Here is an 18,204-nt window from a genome sequence, read left to right as displayed (position 1 = left end):
AATTTCATTACTATCTCCTGTCCCTCCATTTATAAATCTGTATATAAAGAGGGTGCTTAAAAATATGGAATAAAAAATAATAAAACCATATACAAAACGCTTCAAAATTAACATAATATCCCCTTTTTCCCTTTTTGCACATAATAACTTAATTCCTCTCCTTTTGAAACCCTTTATTTATGGTTTTATGATGGTTAGTAATTTGGTTTGTTAACAAAAATCGTGCTACGGCTTGCAGGGCTGGGCCGTTTGTCTCTATCAAATTATTTGGCGCAGTCGATCATTTGTGCAACGATTTTCAATTCTTATGGACTTGGTCTATTTGGACAGATGGGGTCAATGTGGGGACTGATGCTCGCTGTCGGGCTTTACACAGCACAGCTGTTCATCAGCTATCTCTATTTGAAAAAATGGAGAAGAGGTCCGGTGGAATGGCTCATGGGAAGCTGGATGTATTGGATATAAAACGTTTTATATGATTGACCGCATAGCTTAAGGGCTGTGCGGTTTGTTAGTTCTATGCCATCAAAAAGTGAAGAGAACGTTTTTAAAAGTAATTTAGTGTGTATATATTGTATATACATTATTTTGTTCCAACTATCAGAAAAAAAGAGGTTTTTATATGCAGATTACAATTTAAAACCATTCTAAGGAGCCCATCTATGAGCAAATTACGAATCAAATCAAATCGATGATTTTGACGGGGGAGCTGGCGGAAGGCGCGGCATTGCCGTCTATTCGAAAGCTGGCGAAGGATTTACAAATCAGTGGCATCACAACAAAGCGAGCATATGAAGAGTTAGAGAAGGCAGGATTTATTTATTCGATTGTCGGTAAGGGATCATTTGTTGCGGAGCAAAACCTAGAGGTCATGAGAGAGAAAAAATTGAAGGTGATTGAGGAACAGCTTGGAGCGGTTGTCACAAACGGCAAGGAATTAGGCTTATCTTTTGATGAATTGCAGCAGTTATTAAGGTTCTTATATGGGGAGTGAGATGAGTGGAACATGTAATTGAATTCAAAGAGGTTTCAAAACGATTCAAAGACTTTTCAGTTCAAGAACTTGATTTACAAGTAAAGAAAAGCTTTGACACAGGGTCTGAAAAAATGGTGCTGGTAAGTCGACTACCATCAAAATGATTCTGTCTTTTTTTATTTATCATTGTTCTGTCTTCACTTAGTAGAAGAAGGTCATGTTTAAAAATATATTTAGTGATGCTAGATTACTAAATTCTTTATATGTAAATAACAAAATTGAAGGGGTTTTAATTTCGGAATATTAGGAAAATAGTGTTTCCCTCAAAAAAACAATTGTTTTTTAAGGGTAGATTTATTATGATAATATACATCAATAGATTGATGATTCGTAATCAGAATGAACATTCTGATTTTTTTATGTTTTATGTTGATGAGGGGGGAAGAAAAGTGGTTCAAAAGGGATTAAAGAGAGGGTTAAGTTCGCGTCATATTCAAATGATTGCACTTGGCGGTACGATTGGTGTTGGTCTTTTTATGGGATCAGCCAGTGCCATTCAATGGACAGGTCCGTCGGTACTCCTTGCGTACGCGGTGTGTGGAGTCTTTATCTTTTTTATTATGCGTGCCATGGGAGAAATGTTATATCTTGAACCGAGTACTGGATCGTTTGCTACATTTGGACATCAATATATTCATCCGCTTGCGGGGTATATGACCGCTTGGAGTAACTGGTTCCAGTGGGTCATTGTCGGGATGTCTGAAATGATTGCCGTCGGAACGTATATGAAATATTGGTTCCCGGAATTACCGGCTTGGCTTCCAGGTTTGATTGCAATGATCATTTTAGGTGCGGCTAATTTAATTTCAGTGAAATCTTTCGGTGAGTTTGAATTTTGGTTTGCGATGATCAAGATTGTGACGATTATCTTGATGATTATTGCGGGTCTAGGCATTATTTTCTTTGGATTTGGAAATGGTGGAACAGCTATTGGTTTGTCTAATCTTTGGACGCATGGCGGTTTCTTTACGGGTGGAATGAGTGGCTTCTTCTTTGCGCTGTCTCTTGTCATTGCGGCCTATCAAGGGGTTGAACTGATCGGGATTACGGCAGGTGAGGCAAAAAATCCGCAAAAAACGCTGACAAGTGCAATTCAAAGTATCATCTGGCGTATTTTGATTTTTTATATTGGTGCGATCTTTGTCATTGTGACAGTGTATCCTTGGGATCAGCTGAATACCCTTGGCAGTCCATTTGTGGCGACGTTTGCGAAAATCGGTATTACAGCGGCTGCTGGTATTATTAACTTCGTCGTGATTACAGCAGCTATGTCTGGCTGTAACAGTGGTATTTTCAGTGCGGGGCGTATGCTTTATACGTTAGGTATGAATGGACAGGCGCCAGCCTTCTTTACAAAAATCTCAAAGAACGGTGTGCCGTATTTTGGTACAATCGCTGTGCTTGTTGGTTTGGCGGTAGGAGTTGTCCTGAATTATGTTTCTCCTCCAAATATTTTCGTCTATGTGTATAGTGCGAGTGTACTTCCAGGTATGGTGCCTTGGTTTGTGATTTTGATTAGTCATATTGGTTTTCGAAAGGTAAAGGGTGCAGCACTTGATGGTCATCCATTTAAGCTGCCGCTTGCCCCAATCTCTAATTATGTCACGATTGGTTTTTTGTTGTTGGTCCTTGTGTTTATGTATTTTAATCAAGATACGCGTATTTCTCTTATTGTAGGGATTGTGTTCTTGGCTTTAGTGGCGCTTAGCTTTTATGCATTTGGTATTGGAAAGCGGAAACCGATCCAAACAGCATCAGCTGATCAAATAGTGAGATAATAAAGAGCCTTGCGGTTCACCGCAAGGCTTTTGTTGTTTACAGCGAGGCTTTTACACGCTGAAAGACATCTGGAAAATTGGTGAAAAGGCCGGTGACGCCATATTGCAGAAGACGGGTCATGTCTGCTTCGCTGTTTACTGTATATGGATGAAGAAGGAGCCCGTGGCTTCTGACCTGCTGCACATTCTCAAGAGTTAATGCTCTAAAATTCGGTCCGATACCCACTGCGTAAGTTTTGATGAAGTCGAGCTGATCGTCTGTGATGGCCGTCATTTGGGCTCTGTCTAAGAGCTGTACTTTCGGAAGGTGAGGGGCAAGTTTTTGTAGTTTTAGCAGGCTGTCTTGACTAAAGGATTGAATGATGACCTGCCCTTTTCTCGTATGTTTTCCGAGAAGATGATGTTTCTTTAAGGTGGCCAATAGCTTTTCTTCCACTTGCGGGTAAAGGTCTGGTTTTTTTGTTTCAATATAATAATTCTCTCGTTTGCCGAAATAGCGCAATACCTCATCTAATGTGAGGACTTGCTGTCCAATATAGTTGGCATTTTGTTTGTCGGGGTTGGCTTCGTTAAACCATGCCCCAGCATCGAGCTGTTTGATTTCGGCAAGTGTGAGGTCTTTGACCCAGCCTGTTCCGTTTGTTGTCCGGTCAACGGTTTCATCATGCATGACGATGAGGTGTCCATCTTTTGTCATTTGAACGTCGAGTTCGAGGTAATCCGCATTCATCTTTGTGGCGAGTCTATAGGAAGCAAGGGTATGCTCTGGTGCATACCCTGATGCTCCGCGATGTGCAACGGTTAGGATAAGATCTGGAGATAAAAGATTTTCGTGTGCCGATATGGTTGTCGGCACCCACGCAAAAGACAGCAAAGCAAAAGAGAGTAACACAAAAGAAAGAAATCTACTTTTCTTCATTTTTTATCCTCCTTTTACGGTAACTGCCTCTATCATAAAAAATAGATGTAAAGAGCATGTTGGGTGGATATAAATCTTTTATGTGAGTTTTATTAAGCTGTCTCTACCCGCTTGCCTGTATTCCACGTCATTGCAAGGAAAACGATGGCAAGCACACATGAACTGATGAGTAAAATGAAGCCTCCTGTCCAGTCATAGTGATCAACAACAACACCCATCATCGCATTGGCAAAGGCAGAGCCACCAATATAACCGAAGAAACCTGTTAGTCCGGCAGCGGTGCCAGCTGCTTTTTTAGGGGCGAGGTCAATTGCTTGCAGTCCAATGAGCATGACAGGCCCATAGATCAAAAAGCCAATGCTGATGAGTGCAATGTTATCGACCATTGGATTGCCAGCTGGGTTTAACCAATAGATGAGTACAGCAATGAGAACACCTGCCATAAAGATCACGCCTGCTGGAGCGCGGCGGCTTCTAAAGAAGCGGTCACTGATCCATCCGCACAATAGTGTGCCTGGTATGCCGGCATACTCATAAAGGAAATAAGACCAGCGGGAATTCTCTGGTGAGAAACCTTTTGCTTCCGTCAAATATGTTGGTGCCCAGTCAACGACGCCATAACGGACGAAATAAACAAAGATGTTGGCAATGGCGATATACCAAAGGAATTTGTTGTTCAGTACATATTTAAACAAGATTTCCTTCACTGTTAATTCTTTTTCCTGATCTTCATATTTCTGGGCTGGATAGTCATTTCGATATTCTTCAATTGGCGGGAGACCAACAGATTGCGGCGTGTCTCGTACGAGAAGAATGATGACGAAAGAAACAATAATGGCAGTGATGGCAGGGAAGAAAAAGATACTTTTCCAAGTAGCAAACAGCACAATGCCTAATGTAATGAGCGGTGCAAGGATTCCCCCGCCGATATTATGAGCGACGTTCCAAATGGACATCTTCGTTCCTCGTTCACTAATAGAAAACCAATGCGCCATCGTACGTCCGCATGGCGGCCAGCCCATTCCCTGAAACCAGCCGTTTAAAAACATGAATAAAAACATGATCCATACACTGGATGTCACCCATGGAAATGAGACAAATAAGATATTGATGAGAGCGGATAGAAAAAGTCCGGTCGCTAAAAAGTATCTAGGGTTACAGCGGTCAGAGATCATCCCCATGATGAATTTACTAAATCCATAGGCAATGGAGACTGCCGCTAGGACAAAGCCTAATTCACTTTTCGTGAACCCTTCCTCCTGTAAATAAGGGATGGCAAAGGCGAAATTTTTGCGCAGCAAATAGTAGCCGGCATAGCCAATAAAAATCCCTAAAAAGACTTGCAGGCGTAACCGTTTATAGGTTTCGTCTATCTTGGCATCATCAAGCTTTTCAATATGCGGGGCTGGTTTGAACCAATTCAACATAAAGATCCTCCTTTTATAGATACATATTTGACATGAAGAAAAAGTATGAGAGTCGTTCAGATCTTGTACTTTTTCAGAGACAAAAGAATTGATAACGCTTTCTTTTGTACTCCAATCATATCGGATGAAAGGGGTATTTATGATGAGGCTTTTGTCATTATTTTGGAAAAATCAAGTAATCAAAAAATCCGCACAATGGCGGATTTTTTCATAGTGATTAAATGGATACTTCAATTTTCGGTTGGTTTCATAGTTTGGTAATCGCATTCGATTTTAAACGTATTCTTGCCTTATTATTTATGTCCGCGCATAAAAGAGATTAGCGACTGTGTTTTCTTTTTTTAATTATTTGAAAAAATTCATGGACTCAACATTGAAGGTGAAATCGTGTTTAGACAGATGATTACGCAGAACCTGCTTGCACATCCACATGCTGATCAAGACAATCGGCAAAGCAATATGGGGAAGAGCTGAATCTAGATGAAGAAAAGCAACGAGAAATGGAATTTGGTCTAAACCATTGTGCGATTTGATCATGTTCAATAAAATAAAAAATAGAGGATGATCAGATGATATTAGATCACATTTTAGACGTAACGGGGCTCGCATGCCCTATCGGATTATTCAAAGCATTAGAAATACATGCAACAGATAAAGGGCTAAATCAGCGGTATGGATGAAGTCAAGCAGCCACACACAGAATGGATGAAGGGTATGTACTGAAGTTCTGATTGAGAAAAGGGGGTAAAGGCTGTAAGGTTCTCTGCTAAAGGTTCCCTTTCAAAGGAGGAGACCAACGTGGATGTTGCGTTTTTGATTACATTATTTTTCATCGGATTGATTGGTTCCTTCTTATCAGGAATGGTTGGCATTGGGGGATCTGTGATTAATTATCCAATGCTTTTGTATATTCCTCCTCTAGTAGGTGTAATGTCACTTTCGGCACACGAGGTGTCAGGTATTGGTGCTATTCAAGTCCTGTTTTCGACGCTTGGTGGTGTACTGGCCTATCGGAAAAGCGGATTTTTACATCGCTCGTTGATTTTATATATGGGATGCAGTATATTGGCGGGCAGCTTATTAGGCAGTTATGTATCACATTTCATGCCGGAGAAAGGGATAAATCTCGTCTATGGATTGCTCGCCATTGTAGCCGTTATCCTCATGCTGATCCCGAAAAAAGGACAGCGTGCAGAAGTGGAGGAAGAGGTGACTTTTCATAAAGGATTGGCATCCGGTATTTCTTTTCTAATTGGCAGTGTCTCAGGTGTTTTAGGAGCAGGTGGGGCGTTCATTTTGGTGCCAGTCATGCTGTCTATTTTAAACATTCCAGTACGGATGACGATTGCGTCGTCTCTTGCGATTACGTTTCTTTCTGCCATTGGGGCGTCGACAGGGAAAGTGCTAACTGGTCAAGTGATGCTCATTCCGGCTGTTGTCTTAATAGTAGCAAGCTTGATAGCCGCTCCGATTGGTGCAAAGGTGGGTCAGAAAATGAATGCCGTCTATTTGCAATGGCTACTTGCGGTGATAATTACAGCGACAGCGATGAAAATTTGGCTGGATTTATTATAAATAAAATGACCAACAGAGGGAGCAGGAGCTGCTAAAAGTAAGTTGGTCTTTTTTATTCAACGTCATCGTGCTCGATATAGGTTTCAAGTGCTGGGTGGTATTCTTTTTGATAATGAAGGTTGGGGCATGTTTTAATGACTTTGCCTTTCAGGGCATTGGATTTTGAGACTTCTAATGCCGTTTTACATTTAGGGCAGCGTTCTGTGAATAAAGATGACCATAACCTCATACGTCATCACTCCATTTAAAGTCTTAAAAACCGATTATTTTAATAAGAATTATAGGTGATCGTTTAGGTAAGGTCAATGGGTTTTGACTCTTTTTAGCAAAATAGAAGCATTGTAAAGGATGATTCTTCGATTAGTAGGTTCTTGTCCAGCAACATATCAGTTGCAGGTTTTCCGCAGCAAACACACGTTTTCTTGTTTAAATGGAATACAGCGTGAGTTGGCTCCTGTTTTATTTCGTCGTTACAGATCCCGTTGCCGCACAACATGGCTTTGATCAGACGATTTTCTTTTGAAAGTGTTTGTTCAATATCTTCAAGGGTACTAAATCGGCAGGTCTACTGGAAGATGTCAGTAGGAACTTCCCAGGGAAACGCTCTCTCTTTTAAAGATCGATTCAAGCTACTATTCCTGATCTACATTGTTGACGTTCATTGATTTTTCATCAGTTTACCTATAATTGGTGTGTAAATCAAGGTGTGTGGGTGATTCGGTTTTTTAGCTTTGTCCTTATGTTGTCTTTTTAATTTTTCTATTCTTACAGCTTGCTAGTTATGTATGGCTATGCTAATATATTTGATGAAAAAAATAGACTTGTATAACCTCAATAATATGGTTTGAGGGTTTCTACCAGGATCCGATAAATCCTGATTACAAAAGCGTGCTTTCCTTTTTTGTAATCAGGGTTTTTTTGTTTGTCTTCGCCCTGTATCAACAAAAGCGAAAGCCATGATATACAGAAGGGATGTTTGACATGAACTGGAGAGTATATTTATTAGCTGTTTCTACTTTTGCGGTAGGATTGGTTGAGCTTGTGGTCGGAGGTATTTTGCCTAGTCTTGCAGAGGACTTAAATGTGTCTCTTGCAACAGCTGGACAGCTGATCACAGTGTTTGCGATCGTGTATGCCATTTCAGCACCAGTACTACTTACTGTCACTGCAAAAATAGAAAGAAAGCGTCTGTATTTAATTGCACTATTCGTGTTTACAATTGGGAACGTGTTTACGTATTTTAGCTCAACCTTTCTTTTTGTGATGATTTCAAGAGTGTTTATTTCGATGAGTACAGCTCTTGTGGTGGTGTTATCGCTAACAATTACTGCCAAATTGGTGGAGCCAAAACATAGAGCGAAGGCATTAGGACTGATTTTTATTGGGATTAGTTCATCACTTGTTCTCGGTGTACCAATCGGTATTTTTATTACAGAGAGCTTTGGCTGGAGAGTGATGTTTTTAGGAATCAGTGTTCTGTCTGCCATTTCAATGGTTTTGATTTATTTCCTATTGGAAAAGATGCCTGTTGAAAAGGTAACACCTCTTAAAAAACAGATTCGCTCCCTAGGACATCCGAAAATTTTTAGTGCACACTTGATTAGTTTGTTTATGCTTGCTGGTCATTATATGCTTTATTCTTATTTCACACCGTTTCTGATGGAAGTCATGCATATGACACCTTTTTGGATTAGTGTCTGTTATTTGGTGTTCGGGCTTGCTTCGATTGGAGGGAATGGTTTTGGCGGCTGGCTTAGTGACAAACTGGGTTCAGGGAAAGCCATCTTGCTTGTGACAATAGCGTTTGCGGCTGTTTTGTTTATCATTCCTTATACAGCGGGTGTGTTTGTGCTCTTTATGGTGATGGTTGTCCTGTGGGGAGCGCTTAGCTGGGCACTGACGCCTGCTTTGCAAAGCTACTTAATTCAAACAGATCCGGTGACGTCTGATATTCAGCAAAGTTTAAATACATCTGCTCTGCAAATAGGCATCTCTATTGGATCCGCCGTCGGAGGGGTCGTGTTTACCATGACGAGCTCATCCGTTGATTTGGCTAAATTTGGTGCTGTGTTTGTTCTGATGGCATTTAGCTGTGCGGTGATTTCGTTGAAGAGACCGCCTCTTTATATGGAAAGTAAAAGAAGCACCGAGTAAGCTGCCTGTTGATTAGGCAGCTTTTTTGAATGTCGTCCGTGATGTAGCAGACCTATCTATTTGAGAACAACACCTTCACTTTTTTCTGTGATGACTTCTTTACCGTGTTGATTCAAATATCGAGAAAAAAGGTGAATACGGTGATATGTTTCATGCTCTTCTACCTTTATCACTGCCGTATGACAGGTAATTGTATCACCTGTATAAACAGGCCGGATGAAAGTACAAGTTATGTCTTGACCAATAAAATGAAATTGTCCGCCAATTTTCGTTGCCAAACTTGCGGTGAGGAAGCCATGTACCATTCGCCGGCCTTGATCATCCAGCTCTGTATGGTGTTTTCCGAAGTCACCTGTCATCTCACCAAATTGAATCACGTCTTCATGTGTATAGGTTCTGCTTGTTTGGAATTGATCACCTGTTTGAACCATCTCTTCATTCAGCTCCTTTTTTTAAATGTACCAAAGGGATGAATGAATGTACATTCATTTTTGTGCACTCTTCCTTCACATATTCCCATCACAGCTTGTTTAACGATCGGCAGGTGAAAAGAGGGAAGATTAGAGGAGGATGAGGAGTTGAAGGAGGCTGGAAAAGCTTGATGTGAAAATAGAGCAATAGCATCTCATGCATGCCAACAAAAAGAATCGCTGTTGGCCAACTGACAGAAAAGAAAATACATTCTCATTATGAAAGGTAGAATCATAAGGGAAGTGCTCATGTTTTTGCAAAAATAACAAAAGAACAGGAAGATTGTCCTGTTTCTTTTTCCGCATCGACATTTCTTTTGACTCTTCTCATAATTATTAGTACCATTTTATTAACCAGTTAAGAGTGGAGGTTCAGATGGAAACGAAAGAACAGATGGTATTAAAAGCAATTCAAGATCTGATCATGCATAGGGAAAAAAGACGTAACGACCCAACAGATCCACTCATTACCACGACGGACACACTCAAGCAAGATTGGACACTCACACAGCTCCATATTTTATCAATGATTCAAGCCAATCCGGCAGAATCAAATAATACGTTTCTCTCTCAAAAACTTAAGCTGTCTAAGCCTGCCATTACAAAAGCTGTCAAGAAGCTCATTGAAAAGGGTATGGTTCATTATCGCCACCGTCAAGGAGATAAGAAATCAGTCTATTATTCATTGACAGAGGAAGGTATGGAATTGGCTGCGTTACATGATGAACTCCACGAAAAGGCAGTAAAATCCTACTTAGAATTCCTTCGTCAGTTCAATGAAGATGAATTACATGTCATTGAACGTTTTTTAAAGGCTTGGAAGGAAAAACTATAGGTTTTAAAAGAACGTACGCTAAGCGTGCCCCGCAAGAATAAGTCATTTTTACATATAATATTGCATGTCTTTTGCTAGTTCATGAGATTAACAATACTTTATTATCATAATAAACAATACTCTCTTTCACAAAAAAGCACTGAAAATGACGAGTTGACGCCTAATGATTTTCAGTGCTTTTCGATATACATTTGCAAAGGTCAGATATTTAATTCACAGAAAAGAGGAGTTACATGGGGAAACTTCAAACTGAAATGATAAAAGTTTGGTTATCTATCCCAAGATGGTTTAGGATGTTTATTTTGACAGCCGTAACGATCTATGTTTTATGGACATTGCTAGTAAATGGTGTAAAAAATATTTTTCATATGGACACACAATCGTTAATGATTAGTTTACTATCATCTGCCATCATATTGTTTATTTTCAATCAAACCAATAAACATCATCATCATCATGGCAAAGGGAAATCAAACATTAAGTAAAAAAGGGCACATAAAACTTTACTATTGTTAGCAATACTAGCTTCAAGCTTCTATCATACGTCCACAAGAAAAAATGCAGACACTTTGGCAAGGTGACAGTTGGACAAATGTCATAAGTGTACAATCAAAAGTACTGCCTATTAATATAATTACTTCACTTTCGTCAATGTGGCACATATTTAGAAATAATATACTGTGTCATAACATTGCTTTGCCCTTAGGAACTTTCTTTTTGGATTGATTCTATTTAATCATAAGAGATGTAGGATTTGTCAAATTGATCTACTCTTCTTTTTTGGTTGCAGGGGCCTCAAACGATAGTTGAAACTGCCTAATTAAGTGAATTTTAAGGTGATACTTGATTTTTGTGACTGCTTCTTTTGTAAAATTTTCATAAAGAGTATATTAGATTAAGAGTGTAGGATGTAGAGTTTGACTTTTAGAATTGAATGTTTCGTAGGGTAGGTAAGTCTGATGAAATGATTTTAATGAAAAGGGGGTCACAGAATCGTTGGCGGAAGATGAACATGATGGATTAAAGGGCGAGCCTGTTTGTCGATTTGAATGGAATGGATGTCACAAATCGTATGTAAAAAAGGCGCAAGACACGTTGAAGCAAGTACATGCTCTTGCAGCAGCTGTTGTTTTAAAAGAACACAGTCCATCTTGTGGAAGCCGTATGATCTATCAGGGGGATTTTGGCAGTAAGGTGAAGTTTGGAGAGGGTGTCACTTCAACTTTGCTCAACAGCATGGCATCAAGGTGTTCTCTAACGGCGGATGACTTGGTTGGATTGTTTTGTAAACGTATGTGAATAGTAGGAGGAGTAAGATTGAAGAATTGGATTGTTGTTTTCATTATTTTGATATTGCTCGTTATTGGTTTTAATTTTACTCTTCATGCAAGAACGTTTTCTTTTCAGGATGTGATTCCTATTGATCGAGACAAAGTTTCATCTATTGAAATTGAGTATAAAGATCAGAAGGTTGTCATGAAAAATAAAGAGAAAATGCGTCAGTTGGTTGATGAGCTGTCGATTATCAAGTTAAAGAACACAAAGAATAGAATGGATTCTACTAAATCATCATTGGATGAACCTTATTGGATCAGAGTGTTTGAAGATGGGAAAGAAAAGTACGGTCTCACTTTATATGGTCAAGATGATTTAGAATCATTTGATTTTTCTAAAACGAAAAATAAACCCAGTGAATACCGTATCGTTGATGGCAACCATGTCGATATCGGGAAATATATCAAATAACTTCGTGCGGTCATTGGCTGATCTGAAGTTCGTGCATGATATCCAAGACAATTCGGGTAAAGTGCTTGATAAACAAAAATGAAGCGGAGATTGATTTGATGAGTGGATTAACAGATGAGTCACATTAGCAAATGGAGTAAAAATGCCAAAGTTGGGCTTTGGTGTTTGGTAAGTAAAAGACGGGGATGAGGCTGTAAATGCGGTTAAAGTGGATACATTTCATGATGAGGTGTCCAAAAGGAAGAGGGAGTCATTTCCTCTTTCTTTTTGTTTTTTCAAAATAAGGGTAAAGGTAGTGAATCAGTCTAATAGATTTTAGAGCAATTTGTTCTGAAATAAGCATGTTCGACTATTTCAGAAAAAGAAGAATTGAGAGATAATAGAAAAGGTCGAACAAATGGACAAGGATAAGGATTCCATACGGAAACCATTTGACAGGGGAATGGAAAAGCTAGATGGCTGAATCAACCATGCTCTGTATTTTAATCGAAAGGTGTTATTGAACATGAATCATTTGCATCGTAGGATAGGAACTTTCTCTTTAATGATGGTAGGACTTGGCTCAATCATTGGTTCAGGATGGCTCTTTGGTGCCTGGCGTGCCGCTCAAATCGCCGGTCCTGCTGCGGTTTTGTCCTGGTTGATTGGGATGGTTGTTATTTTATTTATCGCTTTGTCTTATAGTGAACTCGGATCGATGTTTCCAGAGGCAGGCGGAATGGTTAAATATACGCAATATTCTCACGGTTCATTTATTGGGTTTATTGCGGGTTGGGCGAATTGGATCGCCATTGTCTCCGTGATTCCCGTCGAGGCTGTTGCTTCTGTACAATACATGAGCTCATGGCCTTGGGAGTGGGCAAAGTGGACAAGTCATTTAGTCACAAAGGGTGTATTGACTATTGAAGGACTGCTTGTTGCCAGTGTTCTTCTCGTGATTTATTTTCTATTCAATTATTGGACAGTTGGGTTATTTTCTAAGGCAAATACTTTCATTACGGTTTTTAAGATTGTCATTCCAGGATTAACGATTGGTGCGCTCTTATTCGTAGGATTTCATAGTGAGAATTTTACTTCTGGAACAAGTATTGCTCCTAACGGTTGGGCCAGTGTGCTGACAGCTGTTGCAACATCAGGTATCGTGTTTGCATTTAATGGCTTCCAGAGCCCAATTAATATGGCAGGTGAGGCGAAAAATCCAGGCCGTTCGATTCCCATTGCGATTGTTGGTTCTATTTTGATTGCGACTGTGATCTATGTATTTTTGCAAATTGCCTTTATTGGTGCGGTCGATCCATCAAAGATTGTCAATGGATGGAGTCATTTGAATTTCAACTCCCCATTTGCGGACCTTGCCATTGCACTTGGTATTAACTGGCTTGTCCTTATTTTATATGCGGATGCGTTTGTGTCACCTTCTGGTACAGGGATTACGTATACAGCAACCACTTCTCGGATGATTTATGGAATGGAAAAAAATAAATACTTGCCGAGTGTTCTAGGACGTCTGCATCCCATTTATGGAGTGCCTCGTTCTGCAATGTTCTTTAACTTAGGGGTATCGTTTATCTTTCTGTTTTTATTTAGAGGCTGGGGAGTGCTGGCAGAAATCATCTCTGTGGCCACACTGATCTCCTATCTCACAGGACCGGTCACGGTCATGACGTTAAGAAAAACGGGTACTGATTTATATCGTCCATTGCGTGTTAAAGGACTTGCTATCATTGCACCGCTTGGCTTTATCTTTGCGTCGCTGACGTTGTACTGGGCAAGGTGGCCATTAACTGGACAGGTCTTGTTCATTATTTTGATCGGACTGCCGATTTATTTTTACTATCAAGCAAAAGCGAAATGGAAAGGCTTTGGCCGCAACTTTAAAGCGGGTGCTTGGATGGTCGTTTATTTACTTGTCATGATGACCATCTCTTGTCTGGGTAGTAATAAATTTGGCGGTTACAATGTAATTCATTATGGCTGGGATATGGGGCTCATTGCGGTTGTGGCCCTGCTGTTCTATATGTGGGCACTTAAAAGCGGATATCAGACAGAGTTTTTAGAAGAGGCAAGAAAAATCAACGATGAGCTACGTGCTTCCCAAAAAGAAGTAGCATCATCTAAAGAATAAATGGGGAGGCTGCCTGAACATGATAAAGGCAGCCTTTTTATTTTGTTAAAACAAGATGGCGTTTCAGCCAAATGGTCACCCCCTTCAAGACAGACGCTGTGATCAGTGAAATAAGCATATATCTCCAAAGTTGATCCAAACCTTGTCCGCTAAGCAGAAAAACAATTCCTAGGAAAACCAGGGTGAGGATGAGCATGAATAAAAAAGATGTTGACCAGAAGAAAGCCTTCATTTGCTTCACCTCCTTGATATATTGTATGCAGGTCTATAGAGGAGCAGACCGGTAAGAAAGCAGTAGAAATAAGTCATCTAAAAACACCAAGGAATTTGATGTCAAGATGAGAGCATATTTTGTGTGAATGTGGTTGGTCAGAGATGGTGTTTGGAGATGCTTGATATGGGAAATCAAGCAGTTGTTACTTTTGTTCTTCATCAATGACTACATTTTAAAAAATAGTTAACTTTTTACTTTTTTAAAGCGATCATGTTTATCACAATACCAATGATTAGAAAACCAGTATTCAGCTAATCATCCAATTGAGAACGTAAGAACTATTACAATTACTGATTCAACTACACCAACAACTCCTGAAAATCTCCTCATTATGTAGGTTGGTACGTTGTTTTGAAAAAATGAGAGAAACCCTGTATTGGCAAAAGAAAGAGAAAATGTTAACCCCCTTGATCTATTGTGATATGAAGGTCTTCAGCTTTCTTGGAAATGTATTGTAAAATCCCATTCTTTGATCGATCGTTAACTTGTGTAAAAGCATGATCTTTTTGGAACAAAGCTAACCCCTTCTCTCTTGTTTGTTAAGCGCTTACAAAGTGATTGTGATGTACTTTTAAACAAGACTAAATAAATCATTTTCCGTTTGAAATGACAAAAAATTGATGAAGCAATGAAACTTGCATCTGAATATCTCAAATCCTAGCTTAAAACAAGTTTAATTATGTAAAAAACAGATTCTATTAAAAGACTTTCTGTGATATTCTTCCAAGGTGTGATAAAAGTTAAGGGGGTCTTTCCATGTTTAAAAAGCAAGTGAAATCCTGTTTAATCGTACTCATGACAGTCATCTTATGTATGGCTGTATTACCTGGATACGAGGCAACAGCAGTTAATCAAGGAACAAATGTGAATGAAGCCATGGGGTTAAAAAATGGTGAAACCATCTCAGGTACATTAGAGAATGAAAAGGAAGAATCGTGGTATCAAATCACGCCATCTTCACAAGAAGTAGAAAAACATACACATATGCGTATTTCAGTGAAAAGTAAACAAATCTTGTCCGTTTCGGTCTATCCAAGTAAAGAAAGAGCGATAAAGGATGACACGTATTCGAGATATCGTGTCGATACAGCAAGCGGAGAGACAGAGATTGATTTCCCGCATGCATGGAAAGGTCCGTATTATATCAAAGTGCTATATTTAGGGTCAGAAGATGATAGCCGGGACGAGGAAGAGGATGCGGCTTATACAATTGGTTATAAAGGAGCCAATCTTCCACCTTCAGAGCCGATCTTCCCTGAAGAAGAAGAAGAGCCTCTCATCATTATTATTGGGAAAAAGTATGGTCGTGAAATTCTTCAATCGATTCGCAGTATTGAGGACAAACGTCTCAACGAAACAACGGATGGAAAGAAGCTGGCACGTCTTCTTCAACAAACGAAGCCGTTTCTCACATCCAAACTCATCAAGAATACATCAGAGCAGCAAAAGGTATACAATCATTTGCTCACATTAAAACCTTTACTGAATGATGTAGAAAAAAATGGGGCATTTAGCGGACATATCGTCACAGAGAAAGAACAAAAGGCAATCCGTACCCTTTTTGATATGCTCAAAAATGCAAGTCCGGCTTATTTGAAAAAAGAACTGGATGCGACTAGTCAAAAGATTGGGATTGATCATCTTGAAGGGAAGTCCATTGGATATGTACTGGAGAAGCAAAAGCTTGTTCCTGAAGAAAAAGTCAAAACGAACAAAATCATTTTTAAATTAAAGGATGGTCAAACGCTTCAATCAGCGAAAAAGAAGATGAAAAGCTATGGTATTCAAGAAAATCGTGTGATATCGCAATCAGTCAGTCCTTTATTTAAAGGAATGTATGTATATGATGTCCCAGTAGGGCAAGAGATAGCTGGCAAAACACTAAAGGCAGGAAAGAGTGCGATCAAAAGCACAGCCCGAAAGCTGTCGAGCATGCCGAATGTAGAATTTGCAGAGCCTGTGCAAATCTATCGTGCACTTAGCAATGATATGCAATACTCATACCAGTGGCCTCTGAAAAATAGTGCACAAAACAGCGGGAAAAAAGGCGCTGATGTCAAGTTTGAACAAATGAATACACTGATTGGCACAAGCAAAATGAAGCAAACGTTGATTGCTGTTGTTGACACTGGTGTCGACAGCCGTTTAACAGATTTAAGCGGGACCGTTCGCACAGACTTAGGTGCGAATCTGATTAGTCGACATAAAGATGCCATTGATGACAATGGACATGGAACTCATGTGGCAGGCATCATTGCAGCTGAGGCAGATAATTATTACTCCATGGCAGGACTTAATCAGCACGCTGGCATCATTCCGGTAAAGGTGTTAGATGCCTATGGAAATGGTGATACAGAGCACATTGCACTTGGTATTAAGCACGCGGTGGACAAAGGCGCAAAGGTCATCAACCTTAGTCTTGGCGGCTATTATAGCCGAGTGATTGAATATGCGATGAACTACGCTGCACAAAGGAATGTACTAGTGGTAGTGGCAAGCGGAAACGATGGCATTCCAGAAATGGACTATCCAGCGACCTCTCAATATACAATGGCTATTGGTGCAAGTAACCGTATGGATATAGCGGCTGAGTTCTCCAGCTTTGGGAAAGAACTGAGCATGTCTGCACCAGGATCTGATATTCCAAGTTTGATGCCTGATGGTAATGTCACATACCTTAGCGGCACATCAATGGCAACGCCATATGTAGCAGCAGCGGCAGGTTTACTGCTTTCTAAAAACCCGAATCTGAAGCCGAATCAATTGAGAAATATTTTACAAAATACAGCAGATGATATTTCATTTAAATCTGTTGATGGAAAAGATGAGATTTTCTATGACGAAAACGATGAGCCAATTGTCGATCCGAAAATTCCGGGTATCGATTGGATGACAGGACATGGCAGGCTCAATGCATTTGCCGCTTTAAGTGCTGTAGAGCTGAATGCATCTGTCAACAAAGTAGAGGATCAGCATCAAAAGGTAACAGGAAAAGCAAAAGTGGGAGCTGCCGTCGCTGTGTATCGAGGCAAGACACTTCTTGGAAAAGGAACTGCAAGCAAAAAAGGAACCTTTAGTGTGAAGATCAAGCATCAGAACAAAAATAAAGTGCTTCACATCAAGATTTCAAAAGGAAAGGCAGCCACTTCAATTAAAACCGTTGTGAAAAAAGGCAAGACACCAGCAAAGCCGAAGGTTGGCAAAGTAACGGTCAAAAGTAAAATGATCAAAGGTACTGCAGGTGCAGGTTTGACCATTAAAGTGAAAAACAAATCTAAGAAAGTCATCACTTCAGTTAAAGCCGGTAGCAAGGGCAAATTTTCAGCAAGTATCAAGCCGCAAAAAGCCAAAACAATCTTGTACGTGACTGCTTCAGATGTGAGAAAAAGAGAAAGTAAAGCTGTGAAAGTGGTCGTGAAAAAATAATCAAAAAACTCAAATTGTTGACGAAGGGCTAAAATGGTTTCATTTTAGCCCTTTGTCATCTTTTCAGCGTGAATGGAAAACCCTTGAAGTCTAGGAAGGACGAGCTACTTGTGCGGAGCCGACTGTGTGATTTGTGAGCAACAGCGCGCAGGCCTGATAACGCATGCGAGGGTTTGTCTACACGCTGAAAGCTTTCCCTTCTAAAAAAGGGGCAGCTTTTTGGAACCAATTAATCCCAATCGTCATAAAGGAGGGAGTGTCGATAAACAAACACTCATCAGTCGTGTCTCCCACAAATCGAGCTTCAGCTTTGATTAGGGGTTAACGTGAGATGAACACAAATGATGAGGGAATAAACTTTCCCCTTAGATGTGTTTAGTCTCAACGATTTTCGGCATTAACAAAAGGAGCTCGTCTATCAATGATCGCCTTTTAGTAC

Annotated in this window: 14 protein-coding genes, 2 pseudogenes and 1 riboswitch; of the genes and pseudogenes, 12 read left to right on the top strand and 4 right to left on the bottom strand. The window is 39.9% G+C overall.

The window, feature by feature from the left end:
- Positions 1 to 207: 207 nt before the first annotated feature.
- From ABVJ71_RS10095 to ABVJ71_RS10080, 4 genes and pseudogenes are all read left to right on the top strand, one after another.
- Entirely contained in the window at positions 208 to 465 is a 258-nt protein-coding gene (locus ABVJ71_RS10095; RefSeq protein ID WP_353853922.1) for a DUF418 domain-containing protein, read from the top strand.
- A 193-nt stretch (positions 466 to 658) separates the two neighbouring features.
- Positions 659 to 994, top strand: coding sequence for a GntR family transcriptional regulator (locus ABVJ71_RS10090; protein ID WP_353856634.1), 336 nt, complete (start codon positions 659 to 661; stop codon positions 992 to 994).
- Positions 995 to 999: 5 nt separating this feature from the next.
- Positions 1,000 to 1,148, top strand: a pseudogene (locus ABVJ71_RS10085) (sodium ABC transporter ATP-binding protein); the annotation flags it as partial.
- A gap of 277 nt (positions 1,149 to 1,425) precedes the next feature.
- Complete coding sequence (locus ABVJ71_RS10080) at positions 1,426 to 2,814, top strand: amino acid permease (RefSeq protein WP_353853921.1); 1,389 nt, start codon at positions 1,426 to 1,428, stop codon at positions 2,812 to 2,814.
- A 37-nt stretch (positions 2,815 to 2,851) separates the two neighbouring features.
- On the opposite strand, the gene ABVJ71_RS10075 is transcribed toward ABVJ71_RS10080, so the two are convergent.
- Positions 2,852 to 3,733, bottom strand: coding sequence for a glycerophosphodiester phosphodiesterase (locus tag ABVJ71_RS10075; protein WP_353853920.1), 882 nt, complete (start codon positions 3,731 to 3,733; stop codon positions 2,852 to 2,854).
- Between the two features lie 92 nt (positions 3,734 to 3,825).
- Positions 3,826 to 5,160 carry a glycerol-3-phosphate transporter gene (gene glpT / locus ABVJ71_RS10070; RefSeq protein WP_353853919.1) on the bottom strand — a complete coding sequence of 445 codons (1,335 nt, stop codon included), beginning with the start codon at positions 5,158 to 5,160 and terminating at the stop codon, positions 3,826 to 3,828.
- 798 nt (positions 5,161 to 5,958) lie between these two features.
- Here glpT and ABVJ71_RS10065 point away from each other — a divergent pair.
- On the top strand, positions 5,959 to 6,735 hold the full coding sequence (locus ABVJ71_RS10065) for a sulfite exporter TauE/SafE family protein (RefSeq protein ID WP_353853918.1): 777 nt from the start codon (positions 5,959 to 5,961) through the stop codon (positions 6,733 to 6,735).
- 52 nt (positions 6,736 to 6,787) lie between these two features.
- Here the strand turns inward: ABVJ71_RS10065 and ABVJ71_RS10060 are convergent, their stop codons facing one another.
- Positions 6,788 to 6,964, bottom strand: coding sequence for a hypothetical protein (locus ABVJ71_RS10060; protein ID WP_353853917.1), 177 nt, complete (start codon positions 6,962 to 6,964; stop codon positions 6,788 to 6,790).
- Between the two features lie 572 nt (positions 6,965 to 7,536).
- Positions 7,537 to 7,636: riboswitch (purine riboswitch) on the top strand.
- A gap of 80 nt (positions 7,637 to 7,716) precedes the next feature.
- On the opposite strand from ABVJ71_RS10060, the gene ABVJ71_RS10055 reads away from it, so the two are divergent.
- Positions 7,717 to 8,889, top strand: a complete 1,173-nt coding sequence (locus ABVJ71_RS10055; RefSeq protein WP_353853916.1) for an MFS transporter — start codon at positions 7,717 to 7,719, stop codon at positions 8,887 to 8,889.
- A 56-nt stretch (positions 8,890 to 8,945) separates the two neighbouring features.
- Here ABVJ71_RS10055 and ABVJ71_RS10050 read toward each other — a convergent pair whose 3' ends face one another.
- Positions 8,946 to 9,320 carry a hotdog domain-containing protein gene (locus ABVJ71_RS10050; RefSeq protein WP_353853915.1) on the bottom strand — a complete coding sequence of 125 codons (375 nt, stop codon included), beginning with the start codon at positions 9,318 to 9,320 and terminating at the stop codon, positions 8,946 to 8,948.
- Positions 9,321 to 9,735: 415 nt separating this feature from the next.
- Between ABVJ71_RS10050 and ABVJ71_RS10045 the strand changes: the two genes are divergently transcribed.
- From ABVJ71_RS10045 to ABVJ71_RS10020, 6 genes and pseudogenes are all read left to right on the top strand, one after another.
- Positions 9,736 to 10,194, top strand: a complete 459-nt coding sequence (locus ABVJ71_RS10045) for a MarR family transcriptional regulator (RefSeq protein ID WP_353853914.1) — start codon at positions 9,736 to 9,738, stop codon at positions 10,192 to 10,194.
- 233 nt (positions 10,195 to 10,427) lie between these two features.
- Positions 10,428 to 10,679, top strand: a complete 252-nt coding sequence (locus ABVJ71_RS10040) for a hypothetical protein (protein ID WP_353853913.1) — start codon at positions 10,428 to 10,430, stop codon at positions 10,677 to 10,679.
- A 580-nt stretch (positions 10,680 to 11,259) separates the two neighbouring features.
- Positions 11,260 to 11,493, top strand: a pseudogene (locus tag ABVJ71_RS10035) (DUF523 domain-containing protein); the annotation flags it as partial.
- An 18-nt stretch (positions 11,494 to 11,511) separates the two neighbouring features.
- A complete protein-coding gene (locus ABVJ71_RS10030) occupies positions 11,512 to 11,940 on the top strand; it encodes a hypothetical protein (protein ID WP_353853912.1) in 429 nt (142 codons plus the stop codon).
- Positions 11,941 to 12,445: 505 nt separating this feature from the next.
- A complete protein-coding gene (locus tag ABVJ71_RS10025; RefSeq protein WP_353853911.1) occupies positions 12,446 to 14,065 on the top strand; it encodes an APC family permease in 1,620 nt (539 codons plus the stop codon).
- Positions 14,066 to 15,095: 1,030 nt separating this feature from the next.
- Positions 15,096 to 17,765 carry a S8 family serine peptidase gene (locus tag ABVJ71_RS10020; RefSeq protein WP_353853910.1) on the top strand — a complete coding sequence of 890 codons (2,670 nt, stop codon included), beginning with the start codon at positions 15,096 to 15,098 and terminating at the stop codon, positions 17,763 to 17,765.
- Positions 17,766 to 18,204: the final 439 nt, after the last annotated feature.

Source organism: Bacillus sp. Bos-x628 (genome assembly GCF_040500475.1).
GTDB lineage: Bacteria > Bacillota > Bacilli > Bacillales > Bacillaceae > Bacillus > Bacillus maqinnsis.
The sequence above is the reverse complement of the archived record's forward strand: the minus strand, read 5'-3'. Positions and strand labels throughout refer to the sequence as shown.